Source organism: Streptomyces sp. NPDC021622, from assembly GCF_040640795.1.
Classification (GTDB): Bacteria; Actinomycetota; Actinomycetes; order Streptomycetales; family Streptomycetaceae; genus Streptomyces.
This window is the reverse complement of sequence record NZ_JBFACK010000011.1, coordinates 39,935-59,146: the sequence shown is the minus strand read 5'-3', so window position 1 is coordinate 59,146 and position 19,212 is coordinate 39,935. Positions and strand designations below refer to the sequence as shown.

The window sequence follows — 19,212 nt, the reverse complement described above, 5'->3', positions numbered from 1 at the left end:
CGCCGGCGCGCCCCGCCCATCCCCCACACCCCTCACACCCCCACACCGACAGGGAGAAGCCATGTCCGCGAATCTGCAGAGGAGAACACCGGAGCCCAGGAGGATACGGAGGACGAGAGGCGTGGTGGTCGCCGCCCTGCTGTTCGCCGCCCTGGCGGGGCTCCTCCTCTCCTTCCTCTCTCCGCCGGGCTCGGCCCAGGCAGCCTCCGCCGCCGTCACCGTCACCAACGGCACCCAGTTCACCGACCCGAACGGCGAGGTCGTGCACGCCCACGGCGGCGGCGTGATCAAGGTGGACGGGTACTACTACTGGTTCGGTGAGAACCGGAACGAGGACAACACCTTCCGGTACGTCTCCGCCTACCGCTCCACCGACCTGAAGACCTGGGAGTTCCGCAACCACGTCCTGACCGAGAAGTCGGACCCGGAGCTGGACTGGGCCAACATCGAGCGCCCCAAGGTCATTTACAACAAAGCCACCGGCAAGTACGTGATGTGGATGCACAAGGAGAACGGCTCCGACTACGGCGAGGCCCGCGCCGCCGTGGCGGTCTCCTCCACCGTGGACGGCGACTACGCCTGGCAGGGCAGCTTCCGGCCGCTCGACCACATGTCGCGGGACATCACCACGTTCGTCGACGACGACGGCACCGGCTACATGATCTCGGCGGCGAACGAGAACGCCGATCTGCACGTCTACCGGCTGTCCGCGGACTACACCAAGGTGGACTCCCTGGTGCGCAAGCTGTGGGAGGGCCAGTCGCGCGAGGCGCCGGCCATGTTCAAGCGCGACGGCAGGTACTTCCTCCTCACATCGGGCGCCACCGGCTGGTCGCCGAACCAGCAGAAGTACAGCAGCGCCGACAGCATCACCGGCGACTGGAACGGGCTGAAGGACATCGGCGACGGGAAGACATACAGCTCGCAGACCGCGTACGTCCTGTCGGTCCAGGGCAGTTCCGGGACGTCGTACCTCTACATGGGCGACCGCTGGGGCAACTCGATGGGCGGGAACGTCAACGACTCCCAGTACGTGTGGCTCCCGCTGGACTTCCCCACCGGGGACACGATGACGATGGACTACTACCCGCAGATCTCCGTCGACGCGGAGGCCGGCAAGGTGAGCGGCACCGGCACCTGGGAGACGCTCACCGCGGAGCACAGCGGGAAGTGCGCCGACATCGCCGACGAGTCCCTGGGTGACGGTGCGGCCGCGGTCCAGTGGTCCTGCGCGCAGGGGCGCCTCAACCAGCAGTTCTGGCTGCGGGACTCGGGTGACGGCACAGTGCGCGCGATGCTCCGGCACAGCGGGAAGTGCCTCGACGTCCGTGACACCTCCACCGACGACGGAGCGGCCGTCGTCCAGTCCGCCTGCGGCGAGGCCGACAGCCAGCGCTGGACGGTGGAGGACACCACCGGGGACGGCGTGCGCCTCGTCGCGCGGCACAGCGGCAAGTGCCTCGACGTACAGAACAGGTCAGGCGACGACGGAGCCGCGCTGGTCCAGTGGACCTGCGACAGCGAAGCCGACAACCAGCGGTGGAAGCGCGCGGGTGCCTGAATCCTCCGGAGCCCTACGGCACTCAGCCGTAGGGCACTCGCTTACGTAGCGGACTGCCGCAGAACGGCGACCTCGCGAGGCGGCAGGACGAGACTGCCGGAGGAGGTGTTCCCGAGGAGCACGTCCCCGCTCGGTTCGGGCAGTGCGACGGACTCGTCCCCGCGGTTGACCAGGAAGAGATACCGACTCTCCGCATCGTGGCGCACCACGAGCTCGACCAACCCCTGCACCTGCTCGGGGAGTTCACTGGCCACCCCCGCCGGAGCGAGCAGCTCGGGCAGCAGTCCGGCAAGGCCCTCGGGCCCGAGGCGCGTGGAGACGTACGTGGCCGAACCCCGGCCCGTCGGGCGCCGCGTGACCGCAGGGCGGGAGGCGTAGGCGCCGGTGCGATAGCGGGCGAGCACCTCGACCTCCGGTCCCGTCACATCGATCCGGTCGGTCCACATGCTCCCGGTGGCACCGTTGTCCAGGTCCACGGAGTCGCCGTCGAGCAGCGGCCCGAACTCCTCGATCCGGATGCCGAGCAGCTCCCGCAGGGCGCCGGGGTAGCCGCCGAGCCAGATGTGGTCGTTCTCGTCGACGACACCGGAGAAGTACGTGGTGACGAGGTGGCCGCCGCCCTCGACGTACCGGGTGAGCTCCTTGGCGAGCGCCTGCGGGATCACATGCAGGACAGGGGCGATCACGACGTCGTACGAGGACGGGTCCGTGCGGTGGGCGGGTACGACATCGGCGCGGATGCCGAGGCGCAGCAGGGCCGAGTACCAGTCGAGTGCCTCGCGGTGGTAGTCGAGCCGCGAGGTGGGATGGGAGTCGAGCTCGCCGGCCCACCAGGAGTCCCAGTCGAACAGGATGGCCACGCGGGCGGGTTCACGCTCGGAGCCGGCGAGCGGTGCGAGCGCTTGGAGCGTGCGCCCCAACTCGGTGACGGAACGGAAGAGTTCACTGTCGGCCCCGGCGTGCGGCACCATCGCCGAGTGGTACTTCTCGGCACCCGCCGCCGACTGACGCCACTGGAAGAAGCAGACGGCGTCGGCGCCGTGCGCGACATGCAGCAGCGAGTCGCGGGCCAACTCCCCATCCTTCTTGGGCAGGTTGACGGGCTGCCAGTTCACGGCGCTGGTGGAGTGCTCCATCAGGAACCAGGGGCGGTGGCCCGCGATGCCGCTGGTCAGGTTGGCGGAGAAGGACAGTTCGTCGCGGTCCCGCGCTCCGGGGACGACGTAGTGGTCGTTGGAGACGAAGTCGAGCGCGCCCGAGGCCGCCCAGTCCGCGTAGTCCATGCCCTTGGTGCCGCTCATCACCATGAAGTTGGTGGTGACGGGGACGTCCGGGGTGATCTCGCGCAGCACCTCGCGCTCGGCGATCAGGTGCTCCTTGAGCGCGTCCGACGAGAAGCGCTTGAAGTCGAGCTGCTGGGTCGGGTTGGGGTGTGAGGCCGCGAGGCGCGGCGGCAGGATCTGGTCCCAGTCGCTGTAGCGCTGGGACCAGAAGGCCGTGCCCCAGGCGTGGTTGAGCCCGTCGAGGGTGGTGTAGCGGGCACGCAGCCAGGCGCGGAAGGCGCGGGCCGCGTCATCGGAGTAGTCGTAGACGTTGTGGCAGCCCAGCTCGTTGTTGACATGCCAGGCGATCAGGGCCGGGTGGCCGGCGTACCGGGTCGCCAACTCCCTTACCAGGCCCAGCGCATGGGCGCGGAAGACCGGCGAGGTGGGCCGCCAGTGCTGCCGGGCGCCCGGCCACACCGTCTCGCCGGTCGCGGTCACCGGCAGGATCTCCGGGTGCGCGGTGGTCAGCCACGGCGGCGGGGATGCGGTGGCGGTGGCCAGGTCGACACCGATGCCGCCCGCGTGCAGCAGGTCCATGACCTCGTCGAGCCAGCCGAAGTCCCAGCTGTCGGCGGTGGGTTGGAGCCGGGCCCAGGAGAAGATCGCCAGGGAGACCACGTTCACTCCGGCTTCGCGCATCAGCCGGATGTCCTCCTCCCACACCTCCCGCGGCCACTGCTCGGGGTTGTAGTCGGCGCCGTAACCGATCCGCCGGCTGCCGTCCGGGCCCTTCGCGTACGGAAAACGGGAGGTGAGAGGGGCGGTCATGCACATCCTTTCAAAGGAACGGGAATCAAGCGGGGCGGGCTACTTCTCGACGGTGAAGCCCTGCTCGCCGCCGTACTTGAGGGACGCGTCCTGCCACGACTTCAGGCCGGCCGACAGCTTCGTACCGGAGACATAGGCCTTGCCGACGGTGTCGTTGAAGATCGAGTTGGCGTACACCTGGTAGGGCAGGTACGTCCAGTCGGTGGGTACGTTCTTCGCGGACTCGGCGAAGATCTTGTTGGCCTTCTGGCCGCCGAAGTAGGGGAACGCGGTGTCCTGGAAGGACGAGGAGTTCAGGTCCTTGGTGGTGGCCGGGAAGGCGCCATTCTCGATGCGGGTCCCCACGCCCGCACCGGAGTTGGCGTACTCGACGAAGGCGTACGCGAGTTCCTTGTTCTCGCCCAGCTCGGGCAGGGCCAGCGAGCTGCCGCCGTTCTCGGCGCTCACGTCGGCGCCCTTGGTCCACTGCGGCAGCGGTGCGGCACGCCAGTCCCCTTCGGCGCCCTTCACGCCGGAGGCGAAGTTGGCGGGCATCCAGGCGCCGACGGTCAGCGTGGCGATGGTGCCGTCGCCCAGGCCCTTGTACCAGTCGTCGCTCCAGCCGCTGACGGGAGAGACCAGCTTCTCGTCGATCAGCTTCTGCCAGGTGTCGGTGTACTTCTTCGCGCCCGCGTCGGTGAAGTCGATGCCGACCTTCGTGCCGTCGACCTTGTACGGCCGCGAACCGCCCTGCCACAGAAGGCTGGTGGTCAGGCCCGCGTCACCGACGTCGCTCGTGATGTACGCCTTCGGGTCGGCCTTGTGCAGCTTGCGGCCGGCCTCGACGTACTCGTCCCAGGTCGTCGGCACCTTGATCTTGTGCTTGTCGAAGACCTTCTTGTTGTAGAAGAGCGCCATCGGACCGGAGTCCATGGGCAGGCCGTAGACGCCGTCGCCGGACTTCACCGCGTTCCACGGGCCCGGCGAGTACGACCCGGCCAGCTTGTCCGCCCCGTACGCCGAAAGGTCGGCGACCTGCTTCGTCAGGGCGTACTGCCCCAGTGCGTAGTACTCGATCTGTGCGACGTCCGGGACGCCCTTCTTCGCCGAGATGGCGTTCGAAAGCGCCTTGTACTGGTCGTTGTTCGTGCCCGCGTTGACCAGCTTGACGTCGACCTTCGGGTACTTCTCCTCGAAGTCGGCCTCCACCTGCTTCAAGGTGGGCTCCCACGCCCACACGGTGACGGTGCCGCCCTTCTTCAGCGCGGCCTCGATGTCGGAGGCGCCGACCTTCTTCTGGGCGGAGTCGTCGTCGCCCGACCCGCAGGCAGTCGCCCCCAGAGCAAGAGCGGTGAGAAGACCAAGTCCGCGCAGCAAGCGGCGGGAGTGCTTGGGCATGGCGATACTTCCACTTCGTCGTGGTTCGACAGGATGACTGACCGCGCCTACAGACCGCGCCTATTCCTTGACGCTTCCGGCGGCGAGGCCGGACTGCCAGTGCTTCTGGAGCAGCAGGAAGGCGGCGATGAGGGGCACGATGGTGAGCAGCGAGCCGGTGACGACCAGGTTGAAGACGGCCTCGCCGCCTGCCGTGGCCGCCTGTTTGTTCCAGGCGTCGAGGCCGAGTGTGAGCGGGTACCAGTCGGGGTCCTTGAGCATGATCAGCGGCAGGAAGTAGTTGTTCCAGGTCGCGACCGTGGTGAAGAGAAGGACGGTGACCGTGCCGGGCGCGAGCAGTGGCAGGGCGACCTGGAAGAAGGTGCGCAGCTCGCTCGCCCCGTCGATCCGGGCGGCCTCCATCAGCTCGGTGGGGATCGCCTCGGTCGCGAACACCCACATCAGATAGAGCCCGAACGGAGAGATCAGGGACGGGATGATGACGGCCCACGGGGTGTCGGTCAGACCCATCTCGCTGAACATCAGGAACGTCGGGACGGCGAGCGCCGTGGTGGGCACCGCGACCGCGCCGATGACGACCGCGAACACCCCCCGCTTGCCGGGGAAGTCGAACTTGGCGAGCGCGTATCCGCCGAGTACGGCGAGGAAGGTGGCGCCGCCCGCGCCCACGACCACGTACAGCAGGGTGTTGAGGAGCCAGCGGCCGAAGACGCCGTCCTGGTACGTGAAGGTCTCGGTGATGTTGTTCCACAGGGCGAAGTCCCCGTCGAACCACAGGCCGAACGAACCGGCGAGCCCCTCCTGGGTCTTGGTGGCGCTGATCAGCAGCCACAGGAGCGGGACGAGGCTGTAGAGCAGGACGACGCCGGTGAGCAAGGTGAGCAGGACGCTGCGCCGGGGGCGCCGGGGTGTGTGCCGGCGCGGGGTGCGCAGGCGCGGTGCGGTGGTGCGCGGCCGTGCCGCGGGCCGGGGAGCGGTGGTGGTGCTCGGTCCCGTCATCGGGCTCACGCTCCCTTGCGCATGCCGCGCAGCTGGACGACATAGGCGACGACCATGGTGAGCACGCCCATGACGATGGCGACCGTCGCGGAGTAGTTGTGCTGCTGGCCGGAGAAGGACAGCGAGTACGTGTAGTAGTTCGGGGTGTAGTCCGTGGTGATCGCGTTGGGCGCGAGCTTCTGGAGGATGGCGGGCTCGTTGAAGAGCTGGAAGCTGCCGATGATCGAGAAGATCGTGGCGATGACGAGGGCGCCGCGGATCGCCGGGAGCTTGATCGCCGAGATGACCCGCCACTGGCCGGCTCCGTCGATCTGCGCGGCCTCGTAGAGCGAGTGCGGGATGACGCGCAGCGCGGAGTAGAAGATCAGCATGTTGTAGCCGACGAACTCCCAGGTGACGATGTTGCCGATCGACGCCAGGACCAGGCCGGACGAGAGCGGGTCGGGCAGGTGGACGCCGAACGCGTCGTTGATGTCGCCGACCAGGCCGAAGCGGGGCCCGTACATGAAGCCCCACATCAGCGTCGCGACGACGGCGGGTACGGCGTACGGCAGGAAGACCGATATCCGGAAGAAGTCCTTGCCGTACAGGCGGCCGCTGTCGATCGCGAGCGCCACGAGCAGGGCGATGCCCAGCATGATCGGCACCTGGACGGCGAGGAAGAGGCCCACGCGTGCGACGCCGTCCCAGAACTGGCCGTCCTGCAAGGCCTGTTGGTAGTTGTCCAGGCCCACGAAGGTGGTGCCGCCGATGAGTTGTGTCCGGAACAGGCTCAGATAGACCGAGTACAGCAGTGGCGCCAGGAAGACCAGCGCGAAGACAAGCAGGAAGGGGCCGATGAACCCCCATCCCCTCCATGAGCGGCGTGCGCGCCGCGGCGGTGGCCCGGCCGCGCGGGGGGCTGCTGCCGCCGGCGGTTGAAGCGTCGTCATCTCGCGTCCCTCGCTTGTGCTTCGCCAAACCGAAACCGCAGTTCACGTAAACGTTCCAGGCCGGTTGAGCGGCTCGACCAATGCGCGGGTCAGACGATATGTTTACGTAAACATTCGATGGCGGCATGTCTACACTGCCTCCAGATGAGCGGTCAAGGGTTGCTCACGAAGGGCGGCACCTGGTGAGGGAGAGCGTGGACGGCACAGACGAACACACCCCGGCGTCACGGACGCCGGGCGACGGGCCCATCCCCGCGAGCCGTCCCGCACGCCGCCGTTCCGTGTCGATGGCGGACGTGGCCCGGCTGGCCGGGGTCTCCTCCCAGACGGTCTCCCGCGTCTCCAACGGCTTCCCCGGCGTCAACGAAGCCACCCGCGAGCAGGTCCTCTCCGCGATGAGAGAGCTCGACTACCGCCCCAACAGCGCGGCCCGCGCCCTCAAGAGCGGCGAGTTCCGCACCATCGGCGTCATCACCTTCACCCTCTCCACGACGGGCAACGTCCGCACCCTGGAGGCGATCGCCACCTCGGCCGCGCAGGAGGGGTACGCGGTCACGCTGCTGCCCGTCGCGGTGCCCACCCAGGACGAGGTCCGCGGCGCCTTCTCACGCCTCGGGGAACTGGCCATCGACGCGGCCATCGTCATCATGGAGGTCCACCTCCTCGACGACGCGCGCCTTTCGCTGCCGCCGCACGTGAAGGTCGTCGTCGCCGACTCCGACGCCGGAGACCGGTACACGGTCGTGGACACGGACCAGGTCGGCGGCACCCGTGAGGCCGTCGCCCATCTCCTCGACCTCGGCCACGAGACGGTCTGGCACCTCGCAGGACCCGAGACGTCGTACGCGGCCCAGCGCAGAACGGAAGCCTGGCGCGCGGCGCTGGTGCAGGCCGGCCGCACGCCGCCCTCGCTCGTCCGCGGCGACTGGTCGGCCGAGTCCGGCTACCGCGCCGGTCTCGAACTCGCCGAACGCGCCGAGTGCACCGCGGTGTTCGCGGCCAACGACCAGATGGCACTCGGCCTGCTGCGCGCCCTCAACGAGCGCGGCCGCAAGGTCCCCGAGGACGTCTCCGTGGTCGGCTTCGACGACATCGCCGAAGCCGGCTCGTTCCAGCCGCCGCTGACCACCGTCCACCAGGACTTCGGCGAAGTGGGCCGCCGCTGCGTGGACCGCGTACTGCACCAGGTGAAACACGGCGAACCGGAGCACGGCACCACCCTGGTGCCGACCCGACTCGTGGTACGCGCGAGCACCGCCCCGCCACCTGCGCGCTGACCGGCGGCGAGGGCGCCATCGCCGCCGTCGCGGCCCCCTCGGACGAATGAGACGAATCGGGAGAGCCTTCCGCTCGGGAGAGCCTTCCGCGCGCACCTCTCCGGAGCCCTCCGCTGGACAGCGGGCCGCCGGTGATCCCGCGAGGGCCGCTGCCGGACAGGCGGATCAGCGCAGTCCGGCGAAGAGATCGTTCTCGGGTACGGTCGCGCCGGTGGTGTCCTTGACGCGTACGAAGGTCTCCATGCCCATCAGCTCGCCGAACCTCTCCTTGCCCATCTTGAGGAAGAAGATGTTCTCGCCCTGACTGGCGTGCGCGGCCAGCGCGTCGAACTTCTGACCGCTGAACGCGAGGGTGTCCACCCACGTGGTGATCTCGTCGTCGGGCAGGCCGATCTCGGCCATCGCGGCGGCCTCGGCCGGATCCGGCTCCGGCATGTCCGGGTGGAACTCGCGCATGATCTCCCCGAACCGCTGCATCCCCGAGCGGGGCATCGTCGTCCAGTACACCTTCGGTGTCAGCTCAGTCATCTCCAGCGCCGCCATTGTGATGCGGTGGGCCTGGATGTGGTCGGGGTGGCCGTAGAAGCCGTTCTCGTCGTACGTGACGACCACATCGGGCCGGTAGTGCCGCATGAGTTCGGCGAGTCGGGCGGCGCCTTCCTCCACGGGGGTCTGCCAGAAGGCTCCGGGGGCGTCGTTGCTCGGCCAGCCCATCATCCCGGAGTCGGCATAGTCGAGGAGCTCCAGATCGCCGACCTTCAGGACGTCACAGCTCTCCTTGAGTTCTTGACGGCGCATCAAGGCGACGGCCTCCGGATCGTGCCCGGGGTCGCCCGGCTTGACGCCCTCCGGTCCGTCACCGCAACGGCCGTCGGTACAGGTCACAAGAACCGTGCGGATGCCTTCCGCCGCGTACCGCGCGAGGACCCCTCCGGTTCCGGTGGCCTCGTCGTCGGGGTGGGCGTGTACTGCCATGAGCGTCAAGGGCCGGCCAGTCATGAAACTTTCCTCCTGCGGAAGTACATCGTGATCCGAGTGCGCGGCGTGCGTACCGCGCCCCTGGGGACCGGCGGCGCCGCCGGTCCCTCGGTCGATGCAACCGCGCCGACCGGACCGGCTGTTCCCGGCGCGGCCGATTGTTCTGCCAGGCGGCGGCGTTTCAACACGAACCCCCGGAGAAGTGGCGCTGCAGTTCGTCAGGAGCGGTGCAGTGCCGCTCCGCCCGCGTACCGCGCCGACGCGCCCAACTCCTCCTCGATCCTGATGAGTTGGTTGTACTTCGCCGTACGGTCGGACCGGGAAAGCGAGCCGGTCTTTATCTGGCCGCAGCCCGTCGCCACCGCCAGGTCCGCGATCGTGGTGTCCTCCGTCTCGCCGGAGCGGTGCGACATGACGACGGTCCAACCCGCACGGTGCGCGGTGGCGACGGTGGCGAGGGCTTCGGTGAGGGTGCCGATCTGGTTGACCTTGACCAGGACGGAGTTGCCGACGCCGGTGCGGATGCCCTCGCGCAGCAGATCCTCGTTGGTGCAGAACACATCGTCGCCGGTGAGCTGGCAGCGGTCGCCGACGCGGGCGGTCAGCTCCCGCCAGCCGTCCAGGTCGTCCTCGGCCATCGGGTCCTCGATGGAGACGATCGGGTACGCGTCGATCAGCTTGGCCAGGTAGTCGACGTGCTCGGCGGGCGTGCGGCGCACTCCCTCGCCCGCGTACACATACGTACCGTCCTGGAAGAACTCCGACGAGGCCGGGTCCATGACAAGGCCGATGTCTGTGCCGGGCCGGTATCCGGTGCGGTCGATGGCCGCCATGACGAAGTCGAGTGCCTCCTCCGCGGTGCGCAGCGCGGGCGCGAAGCCACCCTCGTCGCCGACGCCCGTGGCGTGCCCGGCGGACAGCAGGTCGCGGCGGAGCGTGTGGAAGACCTCGGATCCCATGCGGACGGCTTCGGCGAAGCTCTCCGCGCCCACCGGAGCGATCATGAACTCCTGGAAGTCCAGCGGGTTGTCGGCGTGGGCGCCGCCGTTGACGATGTTCATCATCGGCAGCGGGAGAAGACGGGCGTCGGCCCCGCCGAGGTAGCGGTAGAGAGGCTGGCGGTGGGCCGCCGCGGCGGCCTTGGCGGCGGCGAGGGAGACGCCGAGGAGTGCGTTGGCGCCTAGGCGGGACTTGTCCGCCGTACCGTCGAGTGCGACGAGCGCGGCATCGAGACCGGCCTGGTCGTCGGCGTCGCGCCCCACGACCGCGGACGCGATGTCGCCGTTGACGTGGGCCACCGCACGGTCGACGCCCTTGCCGTGCCAGCGCCCGGGATCCCCGTCGCGCAACTCCACCGCTTCGCGTGCGCCGGTGGAGGCGCCGGACGGGACCGCGGCGCGACCGAGGGATCCGTCGACGAGAAGGACATCGGCCTCGACGGTGGGGTTGCCCCGGCTGTCGAGCACCCTGCGGGCGGTGACGGACTGAATGACGGTGGACTCAACTGCCCTGGAAACCATGGGAGGTCCTTCGCGTTGACGCACGCCGCGGCCCTGCTGCGACAACGCTGGCGCGTGCCGCGACGACAGCGACTCTACAGCAATGCTGTTCAGTTCAGCTGTTCAGTTGTGCTGTTTAGTTGCGCTGTTCAGCAAAGCTGTACAGACAGGGTGCGCAGGCCCCCTGCTGATCACCGGTTAAAGTGCCTCATGCCCACCCCGGAACCCGCCGCCGTCGCCACCGAACTGCGTACCGCGATGGGTAAGCTCACGCGCCGCGTGAAGCACGAGGACCGGATTCCGCACGGCCAGGTCTCCGTGCTCGGCACCCTTGATCGCGACGGGGCCATGACCACCAGTGATCTCGCCGCGGATCAGCGCGTACGGCCCCAGTCCATGGCCCGTGCGGTCGGGCTGCTCATGGAGCAGGGCCTGGTCGTCCGCCGGGCGCATCCCACGGACGGCCGCAAGTCCCTGGTCGAGCTCTCCCCCGCGGGACAGGCCGCCCTCGAGGCGGAGCGCGGGCGCAGGGTCGGCTGGCTCGCCCAGGCCATCGAGATCGAGCTCACCGACGAGGAGCGGGACGTTCTGGCGCGCAGCGCCGCCCTGATGGAGCGGCTCGCCGCGCGCTGAAGCGTCACGATGTGCTCCATCTGCCATCCGCAAGGCGGGATTGCCCTGGTGGGCGCGACGGGGTCCCAGCAGTCCGTTCGCGGCCGTCATAGGTTCGAGGAACGGCGGCCGCCACCGCGGCCTCGCCCCACCTGACGACCCGTGAGGCAGCACCCCATGACCCTGAGCATCCGCAACCAGATTCCCGGCACCGTCTCCTCCGTCACCGCCGGCGAGGCCATGGCGACCGTCAAGGTCCGTCTCGCGGGCGGCCAGGACATCACCGCCGCGATCACCACCGAGTCCGTCAAGGACCTCGGCTTCGTCGAGGGCTCAGAGGTGAGGATCCTGGTGAAGTCCACCGAGGTTGCCCTGGCCACCGGCCCGGTCCAGGGCGTCTCCATCCGCAACCAGATCGCGGGCACGGTCACGGACGTATCCACCGGCGGCGCCATGGCTTCCGTCAAGGTCGACGTCGAGGGCGGTGCACTCACCGCCGCCATCACGAAGGATGCCGTCGCAGACCTGAACCTGGCCTCCGGCTCCCCCGTCGTCGCGCTCATCAAGTCGACCGAGATCTCCCTCGCCACCGCCTGACTATTGTTGCGGGCATGCAGCGCTACACAATCGGGCAGGCCGCCCGCCTGCTGGGCGTGAGTCCGGACACCGCGCGCCGGTGGGCCGATGCCGGGCGCGTGACCACCCATCGGGATGAGGGCGGGCGCCGGCTCATCGACGGGCGGGACCTGGCCGCCTTCTCGGTCGAGCTCGCCAAGCAAGGTGCTGACGAAGACGCGTCCTACACCTCCGTCCGCAACGCCTTCCCGGGCATCGTGACCGGTGTGCGGCTCGGCGATGTCGCGGCGCAGGTGGAGATCCAGGCCGGGCCACATCGACTGGTCTCGCTGCTGACCCGGGAGGCCGTGGAGGAGCTGGGCCTCGAAGTCGGCATGGAGGCCACCGCCCGCGTGAAGTCGACCAACGTGCATATCGACCGGACCTGACGCGCCTGGCCGCGCGCCCGGCAGCCTCCGCGGACACCCCCGCCTGGACACCGCCTTCCCAGGCGACCCCGCCCCGTACAAACGCACATACCACCCCTGCCTCCCATTCATCCGGCTCATGCGATGCGCCAGGAGACTTACCCCTCGCATATGCGGCAGTATGAGCCCCGCATGCGCACCTACGCCTTTGGGAGCAGACCGTGATGACCCGATCCACGCGCCGTACCCGCCGTACCTTGCAGGTGGCCGGCGCGGGCGCCGCCGCGTTGCTGGCGCTGAGCGCCTGCTCCTCGTCCGACGACTCATCGGCCGAGTCGGACTCTTCCGGTTCCTCGTCGAAGAAGCTCTCGGGAACGGTGACCGTCTTCGCCGCCGCCTCGCTCAAGGAGAGCTTCACGACGCTGGGCAAGGACTTCGAGGAGGCCCACCCCGGCACGAAGGTCACCTTCAACTTCGGCGGCAGCGACTCGCTCGCCGCGGGCATCACCGGAGGCGCTCCGGCCGATGTGTTCGCCGCCGCGAGCCCCAAGACGATGAAGATCGTGACGGATGAGAAGGACGCGGCCGGCGCCCCGTCCACCTTCGTCCGCAACCAGTTGGAGATCGCGACCCTGCCGGGCAACCCCGACAAGGTCGCCTCCCTGAAGGGCCTCACCAAGTCCGGCATCAAGGTCGTCCTGTGCGACAAGACGGTGCCGTGTGGTGCCGCCACGCAGAAGGCGCTGGATGCCAGTGACCTGAAGCTCACCCCGGTCTCGTACGAGCAGGACGTCAAGAGCGCCCTGACGAAGGTGGAGCTGAAGGAGGCCGACGCCGCGGTCGTCTACAAGACCGATGTGAAGGCCGCGGGCGACAAGGTGGAGGGCGTGGACTTCCCCGAATCGGCCGATGCCATCAACGACTACCCGATCGCCCTGCTCAAGGACGCGCCCAACGCCGACGCGGCGAAGGCGTTCATCAAGCTCGTCCAGTCCGCCGAGGGCCAGAAGGTCCTCACGGCCGCCGGGTTCCTCAAGCCGTGACCCAGCTCGACAAGTCCGGCGCCGCGGCCCACCCCCTCCCCGGTGGGCCGCGGCGCAGGCGCGTCGGGGCGGACCGGCGTGGCCGGCGCTCCGGGGTGCCGCTGCCCCTCCTGCTCCCCGCCCTGGTGGGCCTTGCCTTCCTGCTCATTCCGCTGGTCGCCCTTCTCCTGCGGGCCCCGTGGAGCAACCTGCCGGAGCAGCTGACCAGTACAGAGGTCTGGCAGGCGCTGCAACTGTCGCTGTTCTGCGCCACCGCGGCCACCGCGGTGAGCCTGGTGTTCGGCGTGCCCTTGGCGTGGCTCCTTGCCCGTACGGAGTTCCGCGGGCGGGGGTTCGTACGCGCCCTGGTGACGTTGCCGCTCGTCCTGCCACCCGTGGTGGGTGGTGTGGCGCTGCTTATGGCACTCGGGCGCAACGGTGTCGTCGGGCAGTGGCTTGACTCGTGGTTCGGGATCACGCTGCCGTTCACCACGACGGGCGTCGTGATCGCGGAGGCGTTCGTGGCGATGCCGTTCCTCGTGATCAGTGTGGAGGGAACGCTGCGGGCCGCTGATCCACGGTTCGAGGAGGCCGCCATGACCCTGGGTGCGTCGCGCTTCACCGCGTTCCGTCGCGTCACCCTCCCCCTGATCGCGCCCGGGATCGCGGCGGGCTCCGTCCTCGCCTGGGCCCGTGCGCTCGGTGAGTTCGGGGCGACGATCACTTTCGCGGGCAATTTCCCCGGCCGTACGCAGACCATGCCGCTGGCCGTCTACCTCGCCCTGCAGAGCGACCCGGCGGCGGCCATCGCGCTGAGCCTGGTGCTGCTCGCCGTATCGATCGCGGTCCTCGCCGGGCTGCGGGACCGCTGGATGACTGCCTCATGACCGACATCGAGAACGTCGAGAACACCGGGAACGTCGAGAACGTCGAGAACGTCGAGAACACCGCGGCCGGCCTCGCTTCCGCCGACGGTCACGGCGCGGGCCTCGATGCCCGGCTCGTCGTCGATCAGGGCTCGTTCCACCTCGACGTGGCGCTGGCCGCCGCGCCGGGTGATGTCGTGGCGCTGCTCGGGCCGAACGGAGCCGGCAAGACCACGGCCCTGCGCGCGCTGGCCGGACTCACTCCGCTCTCGAGCGGCGGCCATCTGCACCTGGACGGCGCTTCGTTGGACGGTACGCCTCCCGAGTTCCGTCCGGTCGGTGTCGTCTTCCAGGACTATCTGCTCTTCCCGCATCTGTCCGCCCTGGACAATGTGGCGTTCGGGCCGCGCTGCCACGGCGTGTCCAAGGCCGAAGCCCGCACCCAGGCCGCCGCGTGGCTGGACCGCATGGGTCTGGCCGATCACGCCGGGGCCAAACCCCGCCGCCTCTCCGGCGGTCAGTCCCAGCGCGTCGCCCTCGCCCGGGCGCTGGCCACCCACCCGCGACTTCTGCTCCTGGATGAGCCGCTCGCCGCGCTCGACGCCCGTACGCGTCTTGAGGTACGTGCCCAACTCCGGCGGCACCTGGCCGACTTCGAGGCCGTCGCGATACTGGTCACCCACGATCCGCTGGACGCCATGGTGCTCGCCGACCGCCTGGTCGTCATCGAGCACGGCCGCCTGGTCCAGGAGGGTGCGCCCTCCGACATCGCCCGGCACCCGCGCACCGACTACATCGCCCAGCTGGTCGGCCTCAACCTCTACCGGGGCGAGGCCGATGGGCATGCCGTCCGCCTCGACGCCGGTCCTGCCATCACGACCACGGAGGATCTGACAGGACCGGTGTTCGTCGCGTTCCCGCCGGTGGCCGTGACCCTGTTCCGTGACCGGCCCACCGGGTCCAGTGCGCGCAACCTCTGGAAGTGCGAGGTGGCCGGCCTGGAGACGCACGGCGACCAGATCCGCGTGGACCTCACCGGCGAACTGCCCCTCGCCGCCGATCTGACCACTGTCGCGGCCGCGGAGCTCGAGCTTCACCCGGGCGCGACGGTCTGGGCCACGGTCAAAGCGACGCAGACACATGCCTACCCGGCTTGAGCGGAGCCTCCGGATGGATTACGCGGGGCCGGCCGTCGCACCGCCTCCTGGTCCATCGCCAGCCAGACACGGTCGCGGGTCACCGGCACCTCGGTGAAGCGGATGCCGGTGGCATCCCGCAGTGCGTTGGCGAACGCGGGGGCCACCGGGTTGAAGGGGCTCTCGCTCATCGACTTGGCCCCGAGGGGGCCGATCGCGTCGGTGGTTTCCATGAAGTGGACCTCGGTGCGTGGCACGTCGGCGTACTGCGGGAGGCGGTAGCGCCGGAAGGCCGCCGTGGTCACCTCGCCCCGCTCGTCGAGTCGTACGGTCTCGAAGAGTGTGGCGCCGAGCGCTTGGGCGACTCCGCCCTCGATCTGGCCGCGGCACTGCAGCGGGTTCATGACCTTGCCCGCGTCGGCGGCGTGGACACTGCGCAGGATCTTCATCTCGCCCGTGTCCGGGTCGACGGCGATCCTGAACCACTGGGCGTTGAAGGCCACCGAGCGCGGGGTGCCGCCCCAGTGGCCCTCCGCCGTGATCTCGCCCTGTGCACCTTGGGCATGCGCCGCCTCGTGGAGCTCTTTCAGGGTGACGATCCGGCCGTCGCAGTCGAACCCCTCCGCGCCGAGCACGCACAAGTGGCGTGCCACGCCCACGTACCGGGCCGCGAAGGTCTTCAGACGCCCGGCCAGAGATTCCGCGGCGAGCAGGACCGCCTTGCCGGCCACGACCGTACCGGCCGAGCCGAAGGCACCGGTGTCGTGGCGGACAACGTCGGTGTCGGACTGGCGGACGGCGATCCGGTCCATGGTGGTGTTGAGGGCTCCCGCGGTGATCTGCTGGTGGACGGTGGTGGTGCCGTTGCCGAACTCGGCGGTGCCGACGGCGATGTCGTACGTCCCGTCGGCGAGAAGACCGACGGTCGCGTCGGCGTAGTGGCCGCCGGGCGGACCGGTGGCGATCATCGCCATGGCCGTGCCCTGGCCGGTCAGCCACCCCTCCGGGACGTCGTCGGTGCTCCGGTCCTCCGCGATGGCCTCGCGGACGATTCGCAGGCACTGGGCGAGTCCGTACGAGGCGATGTGCAGGTCCTCCTCCTCGCCGATCGGACTGAGCATGGGATCGCCGGGGCCGATGATGTTCTTCTCCCGGAAGGCGAGGGGGTCCATGTCCAGGCGGCGGGCCAGCTCGTCCATGGCGGATTCGACGGCGAAGGTGACCTGGCCAAGGCCGTAGCCCCGGAAGGCGCCCGCGGGAACGCCGTTGGTGTAGACGGAGTAGGCGTCGACCTTCTTGTGCGGGGCCCGGTAGACGGCGAAGGACTCGCCGACGCTGTGGAACATCACGGCCGGGCCGTGATTGCCGTACGCGCCCGTGTTGGACACCACCCGCATCTGGATCGCGGTCAGCGTGCCGTCGGCACGGGCGCCCAGCTTGATGCCAATCGTGAACGGGTGGCGGGTGGTGGCGCCGTAGAACTGCTCGGCGCGGGTGTACTCGAGCTTGACGGGGCGCCGCAGCTTGAGTGCCGCGAGGACGACGATGTCCTCCGTCAGCATTTCCTGCTTGCCGCCGAAGCCGCCGCCCACCCGGCCTGCGACGACGCGGACTTCGTCCTCCGGAAGGCCGTAGAGGGCGCACAGCGCGCGGCGGGTCAGGAACGGCGTCTGGGTGCTTGAGCGCACGGTGAGCCGCTCGCCCGTGGCGTCTTCCTTCGGCTCGAAGTAGGCGACGCAGCCGTGTGTCTCCAGGCTGGCGTGCTGGACGCGCTGGGTGCGGAAGGTCTCCTCGTAGACGACCGCGGCTTCGGCGAACCCGTCGTCGACGGAGCCGATCTCGCCGTGCACCTCGCCGGCCACGTTGTTCCCGACGCGGGCGATCCGCACCTCCGGCCCCTTGCCGGCGTGGATGACGGGTGCACCGTCGCGCATGGCCTCCTCCGGGTCGGTGACGTAGGGCAGTTCCTCGTACGTCACTTCGATCCGTCGGCAGCCCTCCTCGGCCGCCTGCTCGCTGATCGCGACGACGGCCGCGACGCGCTGGCCGATGTGGCGGACGGTGTCGTCGAGGACGCGGGTGTCGTCGGGGTCCTCGGTGGGGTGCTCGTGCCGGGCGCTGGAGTACAGCGTGTCGGGGGCGTCTTCGTGGGTGAGGACGGCGTGGACACCGGGCACCCGCAGGGCTGCGGAGGTGTCGACGGCGAGGATGCGGGCGTGCGGGTGCGGGGAGCGCAGCAACTTCATGTGCAGGAGCCCGGGGACCTCGACGTCGAAGGTGTACCGGGCGGTGCCCGTCACGACCTGGGGTCCTGCCGGGGCGCCGAGACTCTTGCCCACCGCCTTCCCCGCGCAGGGGCGTTCGGTGTGCCGCACGCCGCGGACGGCGTCCTCGATGGCGCGATATCCGGTGCAGCGGCAGATGTTGCCCTTGAAGGCCCGCGGGAGGTCGTCCAGCTTGCCGTCGTCGTGGGCACCGCCCTTCTCCTGTTCGAGGGCGGCCGTGGTCATCAGGAACCCCGCGGTGCAGAAGCCGCACTGGAAGCCCTGGGCATCCAGGAACTTCCGCTGTACGGGATGGAGTTCGCCACCTTCCCCGACCAGGCCCTCCACCGTGGTGACCGACCGGCCCTCCGCCCGCACCGCCGGATAGAGACAGCTGTGCACCGGCTCCCCGTCCACGTGCACGGTGCACGCCCCGCAGTCGCCCGCGTCGCAGCCCTTCTTCACGCCGAACCAGCCGCGCTCGCGCAGATACGTGCGCAGGCACTGACCGGCACGGGGCTCGGAGTAGAAGGTCTTGTCGTTGACCCGGATGCTGAAACTCATCGCACACCGTCCCGGGTGAGTTCGTGGCGTACCTGCTCGGCGAGGTGGAAGGCCATGTGCCGCCGCCACTCGGGCAGTCCGTGGATGTCGTCGAACCAGTCGGAGCCGCCCACGGCCGACGCGATCGCCGCGCGCAACTGGGCCCGGTCCGGCGGCAGGGCGAACCAGAGCCGGAACGGCCGTCGGGTCGCGGCCGTGATGGTCACGGCCAGCGAACCGTCCAACGGATCCAGCGTCCCGATGACGAGGGCGCCGGAGCGCCCGAGGCCGTAGAGCGACGCCTGCCGGAAAGCGGTACGGCACCGCAGCGAGCGGGCGGGGATGGTCACCGAGCGCAGCAACTCGCCATCGGCCAGATCCTTGCGGCCCGCTCCGGTGACGAAGTCCGCAACCTTGACGCGCCGGATCGAGCCGTCCTGAGCCTGAAGCAGACACTCGCCGTCGAGGGCCGCGGTGAGGGAGATCATCGGTCCTGCGGGCAGGGCGTTGCAGAGGTTTCCGCCGACGGTCGCCATGTTCCAGATCTTGAACGAGGCGAGGAAGGCCCGGCAGCACTGCTCGATGAGAGGGGCGGCCGCCGCGTCGAGCGTCCGCCCGAACCGGGACAGCTGGGCGATGGTGCACGTGGCCGCGATCTCCAGCGACCCGTCGGGCAGCGTGTGGAGCGGCTCCCAGCCCATCCGGCTCAGATCCACCAGGCGCCGCAGGTGCGGCTGGGGTTCGGAGAAGAGGTACGTTCCTCCGCCGAGCCAGGCGTCGCCAGGACGCCAGGGCTCGTGACGACGCGCGTCACGCACGTCGAGAACCGTGTTCAGATCCATGTCTCCCCCGTCTTCGCCCTTTGCTTCCCTCGTCAGTGAAGCCCGGCCACAGGCCGAAAACGACTGGTGCAGAGCACGGAAAATCTCCAGCCCGGCCGGTCATGTCCTGGTGAATCAACCAAGAGGCGTGCCCCCACCTCTTCCTTGCATTTACGATGACTCAACTCGTACCCACCTTGTGGATGTGAGAAGCCGGGCGACCACCCGGTGGCCATTCAAGGAGTCAGC

Annotated in this window: 16 protein-coding genes; 8 read left to right on the top strand and 8 right to left on the bottom strand. The window is 69.4% G+C overall.

The window, feature by feature from the left end; genetic code table 11:
• Window positions 1-103 precede the first annotated feature (103 nt).
• On the top strand, window positions 104-1,561 hold the full coding sequence (locus tag AB0G47_RS22290) for an RICIN domain-containing protein (protein ID WP_360773185.1): 1,458 nt from the start codon (window positions 104-106) through the stop codon (window positions 1,559-1,561).
• 41 nt (window positions 1,562-1,602) lie between these two features.
• Here AB0G47_RS22290 and AB0G47_RS22285 read toward each other — a convergent pair whose 3' ends face one another.
• The 4 genes from AB0G47_RS22285 to AB0G47_RS22270 are packed head-to-tail and all read right to left on the bottom strand — an operon-like array spanning window position 1,603 to window position 6,962.
• On the bottom strand, window positions 1,603-3,654 hold the full coding sequence (locus AB0G47_RS22285; RefSeq protein ID WP_360772552.1) for a beta-galactosidase: 2,052 nt from the start codon (window positions 3,652-3,654) through the stop codon (window positions 1,603-1,605).
• Window positions 3,655-3,693: 39 nt separating this feature from the next.
• A complete protein-coding gene (locus AB0G47_RS22280; protein WP_360772549.1) occupies window positions 3,694-5,031 on the bottom strand; it encodes a sugar ABC transporter substrate-binding protein in 1,338 nt (445 codons plus the stop codon).
• A 60-nt stretch (window positions 5,032-5,091) separates the two neighbouring features.
• Entirely contained in the window at window positions 5,092-6,030 is a 939-nt protein-coding gene (locus tag AB0G47_RS22275; RefSeq protein ID WP_360772546.1) for a carbohydrate ABC transporter permease, read from the bottom strand.
• 5 nt (window positions 6,031-6,035) lie between these two features.
• On the bottom strand, window positions 6,036-6,962 hold the full coding sequence (locus tag AB0G47_RS22270) for a sugar ABC transporter permease (RefSeq protein WP_360772543.1): 927 nt from the start codon (window positions 6,960-6,962) through the stop codon (window positions 6,036-6,038).
• Between the two features lie 248 nt (window positions 6,963-7,210).
• On the opposite strand from AB0G47_RS22270, the gene AB0G47_RS22265 reads away from it, so the two are divergent.
• Window positions 7,211-8,239 carry a LacI family DNA-binding transcriptional regulator gene (locus AB0G47_RS22265; RefSeq protein ID WP_360773182.1) on the top strand — a complete coding sequence of 343 codons (1,029 nt, stop codon included), beginning with the start codon at window positions 7,211-7,213 and terminating at the stop codon, window positions 8,237-8,239.
• Between the two features lie 165 nt (window positions 8,240-8,404).
• Here the strand turns inward: AB0G47_RS22265 and AB0G47_RS22260 are convergent, their stop codons facing one another.
• Window positions 8,405-9,238 carry a PIG-L family deacetylase gene (locus AB0G47_RS22260; protein WP_360772540.1) on the bottom strand — a complete coding sequence of 278 codons (834 nt, stop codon included), beginning with the start codon at window positions 9,236-9,238 and terminating at the stop codon, window positions 8,405-8,407.
• A gap of 197 nt (window positions 9,239-9,435) precedes the next feature.
• Complete coding sequence (gene eno / locus AB0G47_RS22255) at window positions 9,436-10,737, bottom strand: phosphopyruvate hydratase (RefSeq protein WP_360772537.1); 1,302 nt, start codon at window positions 10,735-10,737, stop codon at window positions 9,436-9,438.
• Window positions 10,738-10,926: 189 nt separating this feature from the next.
• On the opposite strand from eno, the gene AB0G47_RS22250 reads away from it, so the two are divergent.
• From AB0G47_RS22250 to AB0G47_RS22225, 6 genes are all read left to right on the top strand, one after another.
• Window positions 10,927-11,349, top strand: a complete 423-nt coding sequence (locus AB0G47_RS22250; RefSeq protein WP_360772534.1) for a MarR family transcriptional regulator — start codon at window positions 10,927-10,929, stop codon at window positions 11,347-11,349.
• A gap of 156 nt (window positions 11,350-11,505) precedes the next feature.
• Window positions 11,506-11,925, top strand: a complete 420-nt coding sequence (locus AB0G47_RS22245; protein WP_360772532.1) for a TOBE domain-containing protein — start codon at window positions 11,506-11,508, stop codon at window positions 11,923-11,925.
• 14 nt (window positions 11,926-11,939) lie between these two features.
• Window positions 11,940-12,332 (top strand): helix-turn-helix transcriptional regulator, encoded by a 393-nt coding sequence (locus tag AB0G47_RS22240; protein ID WP_360772529.1) that lies wholly within the window; start codon window positions 11,940-11,942, stop codon window positions 12,330-12,332.
• Window positions 12,333-12,535: 203 nt separating this feature from the next.
• A complete protein-coding gene (gene modA / locus AB0G47_RS22235; RefSeq protein ID WP_360772527.1) occupies window positions 12,536-13,354 on the top strand; it encodes a molybdate ABC transporter substrate-binding protein in 819 nt (272 codons plus the stop codon).
• A complete protein-coding gene (gene modB, locus AB0G47_RS22230) occupies window positions 13,351-14,220 on the top strand; it encodes a molybdate ABC transporter permease subunit (protein ID WP_360772524.1) in 870 nt (289 codons plus the stop codon). Before modA ends, modB begins: the two co-directional genes overlap by 4 nt.
• Window positions 14,217-15,356, top strand: a complete 1,140-nt coding sequence (locus AB0G47_RS22225; protein WP_360772521.1) for an ABC transporter ATP-binding protein — start codon at window positions 14,217-14,219, stop codon at window positions 15,354-15,356. Before modB ends, AB0G47_RS22225 begins: the two co-directional genes overlap by 4 nt.
• Here the strand turns inward: AB0G47_RS22225 and AB0G47_RS22220 are convergent.
• Window positions 15,344-18,163: a molybdopterin-dependent oxidoreductase gene (locus AB0G47_RS22220; protein WP_360772518.1), complete on the bottom strand. Its 2,820-nt coding sequence runs from the start codon at window positions 18,161-18,163 to the stop codon at window positions 15,344-15,346. The two genes, AB0G47_RS22225 and AB0G47_RS22220, sit on opposite strands and share 13 nt — an antisense overlap.
• The gene (locus AB0G47_RS22215; RefSeq protein WP_360772515.1) at window positions 18,160-18,984 is read right to left on the bottom strand and encodes an FAD binding domain-containing protein; all 825 of its coding nucleotides are present in this window, start codon (window positions 18,982-18,984) and stop codon (window positions 18,160-18,162) included. The genes AB0G47_RS22220 and AB0G47_RS22215 overlap by 4 nt, the downstream gene beginning before the upstream one ends.
• Window positions 18,985-19,212 lie beyond the last annotated feature (228 nt).